Origin of the sequence: Roseibium aggregatum IAM 12614, assembly GCF_000168975.1 — a bacterium.
Classification (GTDB): domain Bacteria; phylum Pseudomonadota; class Alphaproteobacteria; order Rhizobiales; family Stappiaceae; genus Roseibium; species Roseibium aggregatum.
This window is the reverse complement of the sequence record NZ_AAUW01000005.1, coordinates 24,651-38,776: the sequence shown is the minus strand read 5'-3', so window position 1 is coordinate 38,776 and position 14,126 is coordinate 24,651. Positions and strand designations below refer to the sequence as shown.

Here is a 14,126-nt window from a genome sequence, read left to right as displayed (position 1 = left end):
CAGGAGAAGACGCATGAAGTGAACCATTGGAATGGTTGTCAGGCAACGGCGAGACTGAGCGGTAATTGACGTCTCGTTTTACCCAGCGGAATTGATGGAAAGGTTTGAGCGTCCAGAATGTTGTTCACCCGATTGCTCATCGTGCTCATTGCAACGCTCTGGTTCCAGAGCGCCATTGCAGCCGAAAACCTTTCTTCCGCTGTTCCGGACTATGCCGGGACGGCAACCTGTACCGGCTGCCATGAGGCGGAAGCCAGCGCGTGGCGCCGCTCACACCATTCCAAGGCCTGGATGGAGCCAGGACCGGACACGGTTGACGCCGACTTCGACAATTCGCAGTTCACGAACAAGGGACGCACCAGCCGCTTCTTCACTCGCGACGGCGCCTATTTCATCGAGACAAGCGACGTTCCGGGAAAGACGCAAACCTTCAAGGTGATCGGTGTCGACGGGATCGCGCCATTGCAGCAGTATCTGGTTGAAACGGAACGAGGCCGGGTTCAGTCCTTCGATGTGGTCTGGGACCAGGAGAACAAGCGCTGGTATCACCTTTACGGCAACGACGCTCCTCCACCGCAAGACGGTTTGCACTGGACCGGTCCTTACAAGAACTGGAACGCCCGCTGCGCCGAGTGTCACGCCACCGGCTTTGAAAAGAACTACGACCCCGGAACCAGAACCTATTCCAGCCGGCAGGCGGAAATCGGGGTTGGCTGCGAAGCGTGCCACGGTCCGGGCGCCGCACATCTTGCCTGGGCGAAAGACCCGGAGACCTATGCCCAAAGCCCCTTCCCGGGAACCGGCCCGTCCGGTCTTCTGCCGGTGTTTGCAAAAGGCCGGCCGGAAGCGGAGATCCAGCAATGCGCAAGCTGTCATTCGCGCCGCGAAGCCTTTGAAGACGGCAATCCGGTGCCGGGCATACCGTTCCATGACGCGTACCGCCTGTCGCCGCTTCGTGAAGGCCTTTATCACGCAGACGGGCAGATCCTTGACGAGGTCTATGTCTACGGATCGTTCCTGCAGTCGAAGATGTACGCCAAGGGCGTGAGCTGCAGCAATTGCCACGAGCCGCATAGCGGGCAATTGCGTGCAGAGGCAAACGCCGTGTGCACCCAATGTCACAGCCCTGCGGGCAACGAGGCCTTCCCGTCACTGACCGCCAAGCTCTATGACGATCCCTCTCATCATTTTCACCAACCGGCGACGCCTGGCGCCGCGTGCAAATCCTGCCATATGATCGAGCGGGTCTATATGGGCATCGATGGCCGGAGGGATCATTCCTTCCGCGTTCCACGGCCGGATCTTTCGGAAAAGCTCGGTACGCCCAATGCCTGCAACGATTGCCACGACGACAAGTCCGCCGCATGGGCCGCCGGAGAACTTGAAAAGCGGTTTCCGGACAGCCGCCACCGCGGCCCGCATTTCGCGGAGATCTTTTCAGTCGCTCGGCAGAACCCGGGCGTGAACGCCGCGGACCTTCTGGCGGTCGCCCATCAGGCGAGCTACCCGGGGATCGTGCGGGCGAGCGCGCTGGACCTGCTGCTGCCTGTCGCGACACCGGAGATCGCCGAAGCTGTCACCGACCTTTTTTCAGACCCGGACCCAATGGTCCGCGCCGGAGCGCTGGCGCTGCAGCAGCAGGTGCCGCCAACCCAGCGGCTTCCGCGGATCATTCCTGCCTTGAGCGACCCGGTCAAAGCCGTCCGGATTGCCGCAGCCCGCCTCATGATCGGCGCGCCGATTGCCCATATGCCCGGCAAGATGGCCCAGGCGGCATCCAGTGCCACCACCGAATGGCAACAGTCGCTCGCATACAAGGCGGATTTTCCGGAAACTCAGCTCGTTCTGGGCGGAACGGCGCTCGTCCTTCGCAATATCCCGGCAGCCATAGCAGCCTTTGAGGAAGTTACCCTGCTTGATCCGCAAATGGTCAACGCCTGGGTGATGCAGGTGCGCATCAAGATGGCGGTCGGCGACATGGCAGGAGCGCAGCTCAGTCTGCAAAAGGCTCTGGTTGCCAATCCGTCCGACCCGACGCTTCAATCCTACAAACAGCAGTTTTCGCAAAAGTAGAAGGAAAAGGCGCGCGATACTTCAGATTGCTTTTTCCAGAAATACATCCGCCACATCCAGACGACAGATCTGGGTCTCATTGAGGATCAGGCCCCTGCTACGGCAACAAGCGGCCCTGGACATGGAAGGCAAGTAACATGAAGCAGTTGTTTGTCTTGGGAGCTCTCGCGCTATTCTGCCAGATGACGCCGGCAGGCGCTCAAGACGCCGATCTTGCCAAGAAGCTCTCCAATCCAGTGGCATCGCTTATCAGCGTGCCGTTTCAATGGAACTACGATCACGGATTTGGCCCGTCGGACGGCGACAAGGTTACGCTGAACATTCAGGCGGTGATTCCGATTTCACTCAACGAGCACTGTAACCTGATCTCGCGGACGATCGTGCCCGTGGTCTGGCAGGATGACATCGCCGGAAATTCAGGCACACAGTTCGGTCTCAGCGATACTACGCAGAGCTTCTTCTTTTCACCCAAGGAACCGACCGCCGGCGAAATCATCTGGGGTCTCGGCCCGGTGCTGCTGCTGCCAACAGGCACCGATGATCTGTTGAGCACCCGCAAATGGGGCGCGGGACCGACAGGCGTTGTCCTGCGTCAGTCCGGTCCCTGGACCTACGGCGCACTTGCCAACCATGTCTGGTCCTATGCGGGCGACGGTAACCGCAGCGACGTCAACTCAACCTTCCTCCAGCCGTTCCTGTCCTACACCACCAAAGACGCCTGGACGTTCACGCTGAACTCGGAAACCACCTACGACTGGACGTCAAAACGAATGGTCGGTTCCGATCAATGCGATGGTTGCCAAACTCGTGACGATCGACAAGCAACCCATCAGCTTGCAGGCGGGGGTTCGCTACTATGCGGCAAGTTCGGACAACGGTCCGGACGGCTTCGGTACACGGGCCGCGGTCACGTTTCTCTTCCCGAAATATGAGCCATTCGCGCCAAGCGCGAACTACGAAAAAACATCAGCGCAAAGGGCCGCTCCCTTCACCGGGGACCGGCCTTTGCTTTTGGTGCGACACGGGTGCCGCAAGATCACGGCAACACATCGGTTGCCTTGTGATCTTCCCCTACCCCTTCGATGAGGAACACATCCCCCACCGCCTTCCTCAAGCGCAGAGGCAGGATTGTCCGGTAGGCCGGCGACGCATACCAGGCCTCGGCGTGTTCCCGGTCAGGGAAGGCAATCACGATTAGGTCTCCCCGAAACGCGCCTTCCAGTTGATGCTTCTCGCCGCCGTGGATGATGAAGTGGCCTTCGAACGCTGCGAGCGTCGCGTCGATCCCTTCCAGGTAGGCGACGATGTCTGGTCCCATTGCGACTTCGCGCAGGTGACCTACGGCATAACAGGTCATGGTCCGACCTCTTCAAGCAAGCGGTCGCGCGACGACCGGCTGAAGCCGTGCGGCTTTCCACTCCAACCAGGTAAAACAGAGCACGGCAACGGCCTGAACCAGAAGAAACGCCCACCCCAGACTGTTGGGCGAAACCAGACCGGTGACCGGCAAGAGAAGACTGGCGACAGCCCAGAGAAGGTTGCCGGTGACAATCAGGCCGGACGCCCAGCCGGGCACCTTATCCGCATACGCAAAGACCGCCATGAACACCGCCACCGGGAACAGGGCCAGCCCTGCCCAGAACAGAAGGCCAGCAGAAAGCGCCGTCAACCCGGCGATCCATCCCGACGCCCCGATGAGCAGGGAACCCATCACCGCGCAGGTGAGCGCGTCAAACCTCAGAACAACCTTCAAGGGAACAGGTGTGTTCGATTTGGTCATCATCTTTCTCCAATCGTGAAATCCACCCGCACAGTGCGGACGGCAATGGCGAAAGGATTGCCAACCGGTGTTCTGAAGTCGATTACTTCAGGGGTAATTGAAACTAGAAAACTGTACCGGCAAGATAACGATCATGAAGCGGACAACAGAGACTGCGGGCGATCTGCTGCGTCAATGGCGGCAGCACCGGCGGATGAGCCAGCTTGCGCTGGCGAGCGAAGCGGACATCTCTCAACGGCACCTGAGTTTTCTGGAATCCGGGCGATCGCGCCCGAGCCGGGACATGGTGATGCATCTGGCCGGGCATCTGAATATCCCCTTGCGCGAACGCAACGCCATTCTCGTTGCCGCAGGCCATGCCCCGCACTATCCGCAGCACGATCTGGGGGAACCCGGACTTGCCGCGGCAACAGCCATTGTCCGTCAGATCCTCGACGGGCACATGCCCCATCCCGCCCTTGCCGTGAACCGCTATTGGGAGCTGCAGGCCGCCAATCAGGCGATCCTTGCCCTGCTGGACGGTGTCGCACCCCACCTTCTGGAAGCGCCGGTAAACGTTCTGCGCCTCAGTCTGCATCCTGAAGGACTAGCCTCGCGGATCCTCAATCTCGGCGAATGGCAAACGCATATCCTTGCGCGCCTAGCCCATGAGGTCGAGCAGTCCGCCGATCCGAAGCTGGCCGCGCTCAAGGAGGAGCTTGCCGCCATGGTTCCGGATCAGGCCGCTAAAGCCCACAAACCAGGCCCCGCCCCTGAAGGGCGCATCGCCGTTCCGCTTTATCTGCAAGGCCCCAATGGAGCCTTGAGCTTCCTGAGCACCACGACGGTGTTCGGCACGGCGGTGGATGTCACCCTGTCCGAAATCGCCATCGAGGCGTTCTTTCCGGCAGATGCGGAAACGGCGAGGCAGATGAAGGTCATGACAAGCGGAACCGCGGGCGGACATTCCTGAACCGCCCGCTCCTTGGGCTACCTTCCGCAGATGGCAAAGAGACCTGCTCTCGAGGTGACGCCAAGCTTGGCGTACGCGCGTTTGCGGTAGGTGATCACCGTTGACGGGGCGACGTCCAGATCCGCCGCAATCGCCTCCGCCTTGCGTCCAGACAGGATGCCGAGACATACCGAACGCTCTCGCTCGCTGAGCGCCGCCAGGGGCGGTGGCAGGTCCGTGTCCGATGCCTTTTCGAAATGAAGCAGCGCCAGCCGTCCGGCGAGGCGCGCCAGATCGGGGTCACACAGGGAAGCGGCCGGATCGCTCTGATAAAGGCTGACGAAAAGGCGCAGTCTTTCTCCGACTGCCAGCAGTGTTGTTTTCGCCAGCATGCCGGGGTTTTCGAAAAAGAGCTTCCGGTAGTCCGCGCTCATCCGGCCCTTGATCTCGTCCAGCCGGCTCAAGGTCACGGATTGGGTCGGTGCGGCCATCAGGTCCGGCAACAGCGGGTCCTTGAGAAACCAGCCATCGAGATAGGTTTCGGCCAGTTTCCCGGCCATGGCAGAGCGGCTGAAGTGCCAGGACAACAGGCAGCGCGCCTGTGTGCCCTCGATGGCAAACACCATGATCTGGTCGACGCCAAGCGTTTCGACAAATGCAACAAAGGTCTGGGCAAACCGATCCGTGCCCAGATCCGCGAGGCAGGCTTCAATGTGACAGGCAGTCGTGTGTCCGTCCGGTGTGCTCATGAGATGCTGATAGCATGTCCTCCCCAAAAGGGGACAGACGCGGGAGGCCCCACCTCCTAATCTTCCCTCGACAATCAGGGAGGACACGCAGATGAGGCCAGCCGGACGCGCCGAAACGGACTCGCTCTATTTCACCTATCCGCATTTCGATCCGCCTTCGAACCGTGCGCATCTGACCCGGCCTGTCCGTGTCGCCATTGCCGGTGCGGGGCCGGTCGGCATGACGGCCGCGCTGGCATTGGCTCAGGAAGGAATTGCGTCTGTCCTCTTCGATGCGAAGGCCACCTTCAACGACGGCAGCCGTGCGATCTGTATTGCCCGGCAGAGCTACCACATTCTGGATAGGCTCGGCGCTGTGAAACCCTTTCTGGAAAAATCACTCGGCTGGACCAGGGGCCGCAGCTTCTATCGCGGCCGGAAGATCCTCGAATTCGAAATGCCGGACAGCCCGCGCGAAAAGTACCGGCCGATGTACAATCTCGAACAGCAATACATCGAGCAGTACCTGTGGGATGCAATCGAGCAGGAGCCGCTGATCGAAACGAGATGGCAAAGCCGCGTCTCCGGACTTGAAGACCTTGAAGAAGGCGTCCGCCTGACGATCCAGGACCCTGTGGACACCTACCAGGTCGACTGTGACTGGCTGCTGGCAGCAGACGGCGCACGCAGCACCATCAGGGGGCTGCGCGGGTTGCGGCTCAAAGGCGAAAATTTTGAAGGCCGCTACGTGATTGCCGACGTCCAGATGGAGCATGATTACCCGACCATCCGACGCGCCCTGTTCGATCCGGATTGCCGTCGCGGCGGAACGATCCTGGTTCACAAGCAGCCCGACAACATCTGGCGCATCGACTATCAGCTTCGCGATGGCGAGGATGAAGCCGAGGCGATCCGCGAGGACACCGTGCGGGCCTCGGTGGCCGCCGTTCTGACGGAAATCGGTTATGACGGTGACTGGGACCTGGAATGGTGGAGCATCTACTCGGCCAACACCCTGGCGCTGGATGACTACCGCGACGGCCGGGTGTTCTTCATCGGTGACAGCGCGCATATCGTGCCGATCTTCGGCGTGCGCGGGCTCAACAACGGTCTTGCCGACGCCCATAACATCGCCTGGAAGCTGGCCTGGGTGCTGAAAGGCAAAGCCGGCCCTCGCCTCCTCGACAGCTATACGCCCGAGCGGCGCGGCGCGACGCTGGATGTGTTTCAGAATGCGTCCAAATCAGCCCGGTTCATGACACCACCAACGGCAGGCTGGCAGTTGATGCGCGATGCAGCGCTCAATCTTTCGCTCAGCCATCCCTTTGCAGGAGAGCTCGCCAACCCGCGCCAGATGACGCCCTATACTTATGCCGACAGTCCGATTGTCACTCCCGATGAGGACGGCTTCGAAGGCGGACCAAAACCCGGCGCGGTCTTGCCGAATGCGCGCGTTAATGGCGGGTTCCTGTCCGACCTGCTCGGCGACGGGTTTTCGCTGATCGTCTTCAGTCCGGAGTTGGCCGATCGTCTCGCCGACCTGGATCTCACCCCGCTTGTGCTGCAGCCGGGCTCTGAAGCGGCTGATGTGCTGGCGGCTTCACCCGGCAGTGCCTATCTCGTCCGGCCTGACATGCATATCGCGGCGCGCTGGCAATCCGCTTCACCAGAAGCAGTCCGCGCAGCTCTCGAGTTGGCAGTAGCTGGAGGAAAAACATGACGCCCGCCGATCTGGAAACCGTTTACGAGGCCCTGGCCGAACAGCTCGATGCCATCGGGCCTGATCGCCGGGAGCTTTATCTCGCCAAGCTCGCCTTGCTGCTGGTGCATGAGATCGCCGATGCCGGTCGTGCGCGCTCGCTTGTTGCCGATGCTGCCAGCAATCTCGAGATATGACGTCAGCGCCAACAAATAAAGCGTGTCGCGATCTTTCGAATTCAGGCGACACGCTTTTTCTCTTTTTAACGCACAGCCTTTTGCGTCATTCAGAATGACCCGCCCGACACTTTTGAGCGGCGGATTCTTTTGAAGACAGCCCCTCGGTACGTCTTCCCGGACGCAGCGGAGCGGAGATCCGGGACCGGTGAGCCGGGGCCTCTCGTTTGAGCGGCCTCAAAAGATAGCTCCCTGGCTCCCCGATCCCGGCTCGCGCTACGCTTGGCCGGGATGACGCCGGTGGTTGAAACCGGAAGCCCTGACTTTGAACCGGCCGACCTCGCTTTAAGCGAGCGCCGCGATGACGATGATCTCGACCTTGTATTCCGGGGCTGCCAGCTTGGCTTCACCGGTTGCGCGTGCCGACGGATTGGCCGGGTCCACCCAGGCGTCCCAGACCTTGTTCATCTCGGCAAAGTCCTTCATGTCGTCCATCCAGATGGTCGTCTGAAGAATGCGGCTCTTGTCGCTTCCGGCCTGCGCCAGAAGAGCATCGATCCGTTCCAGGATGGTCTGGGTCTGGTTGGTGACAGTGTCGCCCGGATTACCGACCTGGCCAGCGAGATAGACGAGACCGCCATGGATGACAGCCTGGCTCATGCGCGGGCCAACTTCCAGCCGTTTGATGTCGGACATGTTTGAATTCCTTCTTGTTTTGAAAGAGACGCCCGCTCAGAACAAGCGGGCGGGATCGAGAGCGGTCACGACCTTTTCGGGCAGCTCGCTCGGGTGTTTGAGGCAAAGATCCGCAACGAGCCGGGACAGCGCCGGTGCCGTTTGTACGCCGTAGCCGCCCTGACCGGCAAGCCAGAAAAACCCTTCCGCGTCCGGTGCGAAACCAACCACAGGAGTGCGGTCCGCAACGAAGCTGCGCAAGCCCGCCCAGTTCCGCTCAACGCGCGTGACGGGCATGGTCACGGCCTGCTCAAAGCGGTGCAGCCCTTCGGCCAGAACCATGTCGTCGGCCCAGGCATCGTGCGGTTCGACAGGGTCCTCGTCGGCGGGCGAGACCATGAACTTTCCCGCATCCGGCTTGGCGTACCATTGCTCCGACGCACTGGCGACGAGCGGCCATTTGGTGACATCGACGCCGTCCGGTGGCGGCACGATGGCGGCCGAGCGGCGCATGGGCACGAGGCCGATCTTGCGGACGCCTGCCAGATCCGCGATCTGATCGGCCCAGGCTCCGGCGGCATTAATGAGGACCGGGGCCTCAAACACGCCTTTGGGCGTTTCGACACGCCACTTGTCACCGCTCCTGAGAATGCTCTGCGCCGGTGCTTCGGTAACGAAGCGCGCACCGGCCTTGCGTGCAAACCGGGCAAAGCCCTGCAACAGCCTGTCGACGTCGATATCCTGTGCGTCCCACTCGATGGCGGCAGCGGCAATCCTCTCCTTGCGCAGCAATGGAAACAGGGCGACGGCTTCGTCCGCCGTCAGGACTTCCATGCCGTCTCCGCCGTCCAGATAGGCCTTGAACGCGTCCAGTTCGTCCTCGGTCGCAATCAGCATCTCACCCCGGGGCGACAGCAGGCTTTCGTCGGAAATTCCTTCCGGGTTCTTCAGAACCGGTTCGGAAGCGGCATTCAAGGCCCGTAAGGTGGCATTGCCGTAGTTGCGGATGAAGATGGCGGCAGAGCGGCCGGTTGCGTGGCGGCCGAGCGCATCTTCCATTTCCAGCACGCTGACTTTTGCTTCCGGCGCAAGCCGCGCTGCGGCCCCGGTGCCGGCGATGCCGCCGCCGATGATCAGAAAGTCCGATGTCTCGATCATGCGTCCTGGAACCCTTTGAGGAAACTGGTGAGGTTCTGGCCCAGTTCTTCCGAAAGATAGCCGCCCTCCTGCACGAACAGCACCGGCAGGCCGAGCTTCGCGATAGCGGCACCGATCCGTCCGAACCCGGGCGTGGTGATGGCAAGCCCCTTGAGGGGATCCTTCTCATAAGCATCAAGACCCAGGGCAACAACAAGAATGTCGGTGCCGAATGCCCGGATATGGTCGAAAGCCGTTTCCAGAGCTTTCAGGTATTCGTCATCCCCGGTGCCGCGTGCCAGGGGCAGGTTGAGATTGCAGCCTCGACCGGCACCCTCGCCGCGCTCATGACCGTGTCCCCAGAAGAACGGATAGAACCGCACCGGATCGGCATGCAGCGAAACGGTGAGAACGTCACCGCGCTCATAGAAGATGCCTTGCGTGCCATTGCCATGGTGGACATCGATATCGAGGATCGCCGGACGCTTGCCCGCCTTCAGAAGCCTTTCGGCCACGATGCCGGAATTGTTGAGGAAGCAGAACCCGCCTGCCAGATCACCAAAAGCATGGTGGCCGGGCGGGCGCGACAGCACATAGGCGACCTGTTCCCCGGCCGCCATGAGATCCGCGCCGTGAATTGCGCTTTGAGCGGACCAATAGGCCGCTTCCCAGGTGCCCGCGGCAATGGGGCAACTGGTATCGGCCTGGTGGAACCCTGCCTGACCAACCGCCGAGCGCGGATAACTTGCCGTGCGCCTGTCCGGATGAATGTTCGGGATGACCTCGTCGGACGCGCCCTCGATCCGGCTCCAGCGGTCATGGATCGTTTGAAGAAACACCAGGTATTCAGCCGAATGAAGCGCTGCGATCGGCCCGAGGCCATGATCGTCCGGCACCTCGAAACGGCAGCCGGCTGCCTTGGCACCTGCTGTCAGGACCTCGATGCGCCTTGGCTGCTCCGGATTGGCAAGCCTGGTTCCATTTGCCATGAAGTGCTTGGGATCATGCGCCCACTGGCGGTCGTCAAAAATGGCTTTCATGAGCGGTCCCTCAATTTGTCGAATGCCGGTGCGCGCAGATCGAAGACGGTTTCGCCTTCCCGAGGCGCAAAACCGAGCCGTTCGTAAAAACGGCGTGCATGCGGATTGTCGTGATAAACGGCGAGTTTCAGAAAGACCGGTGTCCAGCTTTCAGGGGCAAGGTCGAGGCTCGCGGCGAGCAGGCGCTGGCCCAGCCCTTCTCCGCGCGCCTCACTGTCGACCCAGAGGTCGGAAACATAGAGACCGGTGCCGCCGCGTGTGGTCGAAAAGACCGGCGAGGCCTGCAACACTCCGAGTGTCCGGCCGTCAGCATTTCTTTCTGCCAGCAGCGCGAAAAAAGCCGGGGCTTCCGAGAACCCGTGGCGGATCACATCATCGAGACTGGCAACGTGGGTGTCGCCCATATCGGCTGAAAGCTGGAGCAGTGCCGCATGAAGCCTTTCGGCATCCTCCCGCTTTGCCCGCCTGATCGTAATGCCACTCATGATCAGAAGGCCGTCCCGCCCGCGCCCTTGAGGCCCAGCATCTGCCTGGCTTCGTCCGGTGTGGCAACCTTGCGTCCGAGTTCTTCGACAATCTTGCGGATCTTGGTGACCTGCTCTGCGTTGGACCGGGCAAGTTCGCCCCTGGCGATGTAGAGATTATCTTCCAGCCCAACGCGCACGTGCCCGCCCATGCTGGCGGCAATTGTCGCAAAGGGGATCTGTTGTCGTCCCGCTGCAAGGACAGAGAAGATATAGTCGTCGCCGAAAAGCTTGTCCGCCATCCGCTTCATGTGTTGCAGGTTCTCCGGATCGGCGCCGATACCGCCCAGGACACCAAAGACGAACTGGATGAAGAACGGCGGTTTGACGAGCCCGCGGTCAGCGAAGTGGCGCAGCATGTAGAGGTGTCCGACGTCGTAGCATTCGAACTCGAAGCGCGCGCCGCGCTGCTGCCCCATCTGGGTGAGCACGAATTCGATGTCCCGCGGTGTGTTCTTGAAGACGAGATCGTCCGTGCCGCGCAGGAACGGCTGTTCCCAGTCGTGAAGCCACGTGTCGTAGCGGTCGGCCAGCGGATAAAGCGCGAAGTTCATGGTGCCCATGTTGAGAGAGCACATTTCCGGCTCAGCCTTCAGCGGACCGGCAAGCCTGTCCTCCAGGCTCATGATGGCGCTGCCTCCGGTGGACAGATTGAGCACCGCGCTGCAGCCTGCCTTGATCTCCGGCAGGAAGGCCATGAAATCGGCTTCACGGGCCGACGGCTGACCGGTCTCGGGATTGCGCGCATGCAGATGCAGGATGGCCGCACCCGCCTCGGCGGCGCCAATGGCCTGTCCGGCAATTTCAGCGGGCGTCACCGGCAGATGGGGCGACATGGTGGGCGTATGAATGGAGCCCGTGACGGCACAGGTGATGATGATCTTGTCTGTCATGTCTTGATTTTCAGCTGGCTTTGGCCTGTTGCCTTGAAATCCTGTCGAGGAACTGGCGGAGAGAAAGGTCGAGGCCTTCGATGATCTCGGCAACATGATCCGGGGTCGAGATCATCGGCGGTGCGATCAGGAAATGATCGCCGCTGTAGCCGCCCCGCGTCCTGCGGGAATAGATGATGAGGCCGTTCTCGTACGCGATATCGACCAACTCGTTGAAGGCGTTCAGTTCCTTCGCAAGCGGTCTCAGGCTTGCCCGGTCCTCGACCAGTTCAAAGGCCAGCAGAAGACCTTCGCCGCGCACGTCGCCGATGATCGAATAACGGTCCATCAGCTTCTTCAGTTCGCGCTTCAGGAGCGCCCCGGTCTCAGCCGCGTTCTGGCAAAGGTTTTCCCGCTCGATCTCTTCCAGCACCGCAAGGCCGGCAGAGCAGGCAAGCGGATTGCCGGCATAGGTGAAGCCATGCAGGAAACCGCCATTGTCGAGCACGTTGGTGACGATGTCCTTATGCGCGATCATGGCGCCGAGCGGTGCATACCCCGCGGCAAAGCCCTTGGAGATGACCAGGATATCCGGATCCACGTTCCAGTGCTCACCGGCAAAGAACTTGCCGGTTCGCCCGCCTCCGGTCATGACCTCGTCGTGGATCAGCAGGACGCCGTAACGGGTGCAGATCTCGCGGATGCGCTGCATGTAACCTTTGGGGGGCACAAGCGCACCGGTTGAAGCGCCGCCGACCGGTTCGACGATGAAGGCGAGGATCGTTTCCGGGCCTTCGGACAGGATCTTTGCCTCCAGCATGTCGGCATAATGCTGCCCCGTTGCCTCATCGTCCGGGTCCAGCCCGTCGAGATAGGCACGCGGTGCCGGGATCTTCGGCATCGGCCGCATCATCGGGTCGAATGGGGCGGTAAGCGGCGCGTAGCCTGTCAGGGCCAGCGCACCGAGCGTGCAGCCGTGATAGCTCGGTTCGCGCGAGATGATCTTGTAGCGCTGAGCCTCGCCGATCGCGATTGCGTTCTGGCGGGCCAGCTTGATGGCGCTTTCCACCGCTTCCGATCCACCGGAAACGAAGAAGACCTTTTCCAGCCCCTCAGGCGCCAGCGCGGCCGTCCTGGCGGCCAGCAGTTCAGCCGGTTCGGTTTCGAAGTGAAGACGGTACCCGAAAGTGGATTTGTCCATCTGTTTGCGCATTGCCTCGAGCACGCGCGGGTTGGAATGGCCGATGTTGCAGACCATCGCCCCGGAGGAGCCGTCGAGATAGCGCTTGCCGTCGACGTCCCACATGTAGACGCCGCGCGCCTGGTCCAGAACGGGCCGGCGCTGGCGGGACTGGTAGAACAGATGAGAGGTTTGAGGACGGCTCATGAAGCAGCTCCCGGCAGGGCTGCGCAGTCGCGCGGGCGGAAGCGAACGGAAACGTCGGAGCCTTCCTCAAAAGGGTGCTGATCGATCATGTTGATCACCTGAAGCTGCTGGTCGCCGACACGCACGAAATACCGTGCCGCCTGACCCTGGTAGTCCACCGCCTCGACCTTGCCGTCGAGCGCGATGCGATCATCCGCCGGAGCGGATTTTTCCGCCAGCAGAAGTTTTTCCGCCCGGATCACAAGCTGTGCAGGACCGGGTTGCGACACGTTGGGGGCCTTTTCCCTCGGCATGCTGATCTTGCCGAAGTGAGGCAATTCGAGAGACAGGTCCTGCCCGTCCACCGCCTGGCATGTGGCAGGCAGAATGTTGGAGATGCCCAGGAAGCGCGAGACGAACTCGCTTGCAGGTGTGTTGTAGACCTCCTGCGGCGTGCCTATCTGTTCCACCCGCCCGTTGGACATGACGACGATCCTGTCGGACATGGCAAGCGCTTCGGACTGGTCATGGGTGACGAAAACAGTGGTAATGCCGATCCGGTGCTGGATGCGCTTCAGTTCGACGCGCATGTCTTCCCGCAGGTTGGCATCGAGCGCGGACAGCGGCTCGTCCAGCAGCAGGACATCGGGTTCGATGACGATGGCCCGCGCCAGGGCGATACGCTGCTGCTGGCCGCCGGAAAGCTGCTTGGGGTATCGGTCGCTGACGTGGGGCAGTTGCACCAGTTCCAGCACGTCGCGCACCTTCATCGCGGCATCCGCCTTGGAGATATCGCGGTATTTCAGGCCGAAAGCCACGTTTTCGGCAATCGTCTTGTGCGGGAACAGTGCGTAATTCTGAAAGACGAGACCGAGGTTCCGCCTGTGGATCGGCACATCGTTGATGCGCTGTCCCTTGATGGTGATGTCGCCTTCGGTGGGGTCGATCAGACCGGCGATCATCCTGAGGGTCGTCGTCTTGCCGCATCCGGAGGGGCCGAGCAGCGTGACGAAGCTTCCGTCCGGGATGTCCATGCTCATCCGGTGAACGGCGGTGAAGCCGCCGAACTTCTTGACGATATTTTTGAGGGAAACCGCGCTCACGCAAATTCTCCAGGTCCTGGGG

General features: G+C 61.3%; 14 protein-coding genes and 1 pseudogene. 5 read left to right on the top strand and 10 right to left on the bottom strand.

Features of this window, described 5'->3' with window-relative positions; all coding sequences use genetic code 11:
- Positions 1-117: 117 nt before the first annotated feature.
- Together SIAM614_RS07855 and SIAM614_RS07850 are read left to right on the top strand one after the other, a co-directional pair.
- The gene (locus SIAM614_RS07855) at positions 118-2,073 is read left to right on the top strand and encodes a multiheme c-type cytochrome (protein WP_006933458.1); all 1,956 of its coding nucleotides are present in this window, start codon (positions 118-120) and stop codon (positions 2,071-2,073) included.
- A gap of 182 nt (positions 2,074-2,255) precedes the next feature.
- Positions 2,256-3,000: pseudogene (locus tag SIAM614_RS07850) on the top strand (transporter); the annotation flags it as partial.
- A 109-nt stretch (positions 3,001-3,109) separates the two neighbouring features.
- Here SIAM614_RS07850 and SIAM614_RS07845 read toward each other — a convergent pair.
- On the bottom strand, positions 3,110-3,430 hold the full coding sequence (locus tag SIAM614_RS07845; protein WP_006933456.1) for a DUF1330 domain-containing protein: 321 nt from the start codon (positions 3,428-3,430) through the stop codon (positions 3,110-3,112).
- Positions 3,431-3,442: 12 nt separating this feature from the next.
- Entirely contained in the window at positions 3,443-3,853 is a 411-nt protein-coding gene (locus SIAM614_RS07840; protein ID WP_157139738.1) for a hypothetical protein, read from the bottom strand.
- A gap of 133 nt (positions 3,854-3,986) precedes the next feature.
- Here SIAM614_RS07840 and SIAM614_RS07835 point away from each other — a divergent pair, with 133 nt between their 5' ends.
- A complete protein-coding gene (locus SIAM614_RS07835; RefSeq protein WP_006933454.1) occupies positions 3,987-4,805 on the top strand; it encodes a helix-turn-helix domain-containing protein in 819 nt (272 codons plus the stop codon).
- Positions 4,806-4,822: 17 nt separating this feature from the next.
- On the opposite strand, the gene SIAM614_RS33430 is transcribed toward SIAM614_RS07835, so the two are convergent.
- On the bottom strand, positions 4,823-5,533 hold the full coding sequence (locus SIAM614_RS33430; protein WP_006933453.1) for a helix-turn-helix transcriptional regulator: 711 nt from the start codon (positions 5,531-5,533) through the stop codon (positions 4,823-4,825).
- A gap of 91 nt (positions 5,534-5,624) precedes the next feature.
- Here SIAM614_RS33430 and SIAM614_RS07825 point away from each other — a divergent pair, with 91 nt between their 5' ends.
- Together SIAM614_RS07825 and SIAM614_RS07820 are read left to right on the top strand one after the other, a co-directional pair.
- Complete coding sequence (locus SIAM614_RS07825; RefSeq protein ID WP_006933452.1) at positions 5,625-7,232, top strand: FAD-dependent monooxygenase; 1,608 nt, start codon at positions 5,625-5,627, stop codon at positions 7,230-7,232.
- Positions 7,229-7,408, top strand: a complete 180-nt coding sequence (locus SIAM614_RS07820) for a hypothetical protein (protein WP_006933451.1) — start codon at positions 7,229-7,231, stop codon at positions 7,406-7,408. Before SIAM614_RS07825 ends, SIAM614_RS07820 begins: the two co-directional genes overlap by 4 nt.
- Positions 7,409-7,732: 324 nt before the next feature.
- Here SIAM614_RS07820 and SIAM614_RS07815 read toward each other — a convergent pair whose 3' ends face one another.
- From SIAM614_RS07815 to SIAM614_RS07785, 7 genes are read right to left on the bottom strand one after another with little or no spacing between them, the layout of a single operon-like run.
- Positions 7,733-8,083 carry a RidA family protein gene (locus SIAM614_RS07815; RefSeq protein WP_006933450.1) on the bottom strand — a complete coding sequence of 117 codons (351 nt, stop codon included), beginning with the start codon at positions 8,081-8,083 and terminating at the stop codon, positions 7,733-7,735.
- Between the two features lie 36 nt (positions 8,084-8,119).
- Positions 8,120-9,220, bottom strand: coding sequence for an NAD(P)/FAD-dependent oxidoreductase (locus SIAM614_RS07810; protein WP_006933449.1), 1,101 nt, complete (start codon positions 9,218-9,220; stop codon positions 8,120-8,122).
- Positions 9,217-10,239, bottom strand: coding sequence for a histone deacetylase family protein (locus SIAM614_RS07805; protein WP_006933448.1), 1,023 nt, complete (start codon positions 10,237-10,239; stop codon positions 9,217-9,219). Before SIAM614_RS07805 ends, SIAM614_RS07810 begins: the two co-directional genes overlap by 4 nt.
- A complete protein-coding gene (locus tag SIAM614_RS07800; protein WP_006933447.1) occupies positions 10,236-10,724 on the bottom strand; it encodes a GNAT family N-acetyltransferase in 489 nt (162 codons plus the stop codon). The genes SIAM614_RS07805 and SIAM614_RS07800 overlap by 4 nt, the downstream gene beginning before the upstream one ends.
- Before the next feature lie 2 nt (positions 10,725-10,726).
- Complete coding sequence (locus tag SIAM614_RS07795; RefSeq protein ID WP_006933446.1) at positions 10,727-11,656, bottom strand: BKACE family enzyme; 930 nt, start codon at positions 11,654-11,656, stop codon at positions 10,727-10,729.
- A gap of 10 nt (positions 11,657-11,666) precedes the next feature.
- The gene (locus SIAM614_RS07790) at positions 11,667-13,022 is read right to left on the bottom strand and encodes an aminotransferase family protein (RefSeq protein WP_006933445.1); all 1,356 of its coding nucleotides are present in this window, start codon (positions 13,020-13,022) and stop codon (positions 11,667-11,669) included.
- Positions 13,019-14,104, bottom strand: a complete 1,086-nt coding sequence (locus SIAM614_RS07785) for an ABC transporter ATP-binding protein (RefSeq protein WP_006933444.1) — start codon at positions 14,102-14,104, stop codon at positions 13,019-13,021. The genes SIAM614_RS07790 and SIAM614_RS07785 overlap by 4 nt, the downstream gene beginning before the upstream one ends.
- Positions 14,105-14,126 lie beyond the last annotated feature (22 nt).

Coding starts and splice junctions, on each gene's coding strand:
- SIAM614_RS07855 (WP_006933458.1), top strand. CDS start 118: ATGTTGTTCACCCGATTGCTCATCGTGCTCATTGCAACGCTCTGGTTC.
- SIAM614_RS07845 (WP_006933456.1), bottom strand. CDS start 3,430: ATGACCTGTTATGCCGTAGGTCACCTGCGCGAAGTCGCAATGGGACCA.
- SIAM614_RS07840 (WP_157139738.1), bottom strand. CDS start 3,853: ATGACCAAATCGAACACACCTGTTCCCTTGAAGGTTGTTCTGAGGTTT.
- SIAM614_RS07835 (WP_006933454.1), top strand. CDS start 3,987: ATGAAGCGGACAACAGAGACTGCGGGCGATCTGCTGCGTCAATGGCGG.
- SIAM614_RS33430 (WP_006933453.1), bottom strand. CDS start 5,533: ATGAGCACACCGGACGGACACACGACTGCCTGTCACATTGAAGCCTGC.
- SIAM614_RS07825 (WP_006933452.1), top strand. CDS start 5,625: ATGAGGCCAGCCGGACGCGCCGAAACGGACTCGCTCTATTTCACCTAT.
- SIAM614_RS07820 (WP_006933451.1), top strand. CDS start 7,229: ATGACGCCCGCCGATCTGGAAACCGTTTACGAGGCCCTGGCCGAACAG.
- SIAM614_RS07815 (WP_006933450.1), bottom strand. CDS start 8,083: ATGTCCGACATCAAACGGCTGGAAGTTGGCCCGCGCATGAGCCAGGCT.
- SIAM614_RS07810 (WP_006933449.1), bottom strand. CDS start 9,220: ATGATCGAGACATCGGACTTTCTGATCATCGGCGGCGGCATCGCCGGC.
- SIAM614_RS07805 (WP_006933448.1), bottom strand. CDS start 10,239: ATGAAAGCCATTTTTGACGACCGCCAGTGGGCGCATGATCCCAAGCAC.
- SIAM614_RS07800 (WP_006933447.1), bottom strand. CDS start 10,724: ATGAGTGGCATTACGATCAGGCGGGCAAAGCGGGAGGATGCCGAAAGG.
- SIAM614_RS07795 (WP_006933446.1), bottom strand. CDS start 11,656: ATGACAGACAAGATCATCATCACCTGTGCCGTCACGGGCTCCATTCAT.
- SIAM614_RS07790 (WP_006933445.1), bottom strand. CDS start 13,022: ATGAGCCGTCCTCAAACCTCTCATCTGTTCTACCAGTCCCGCCAGCGC.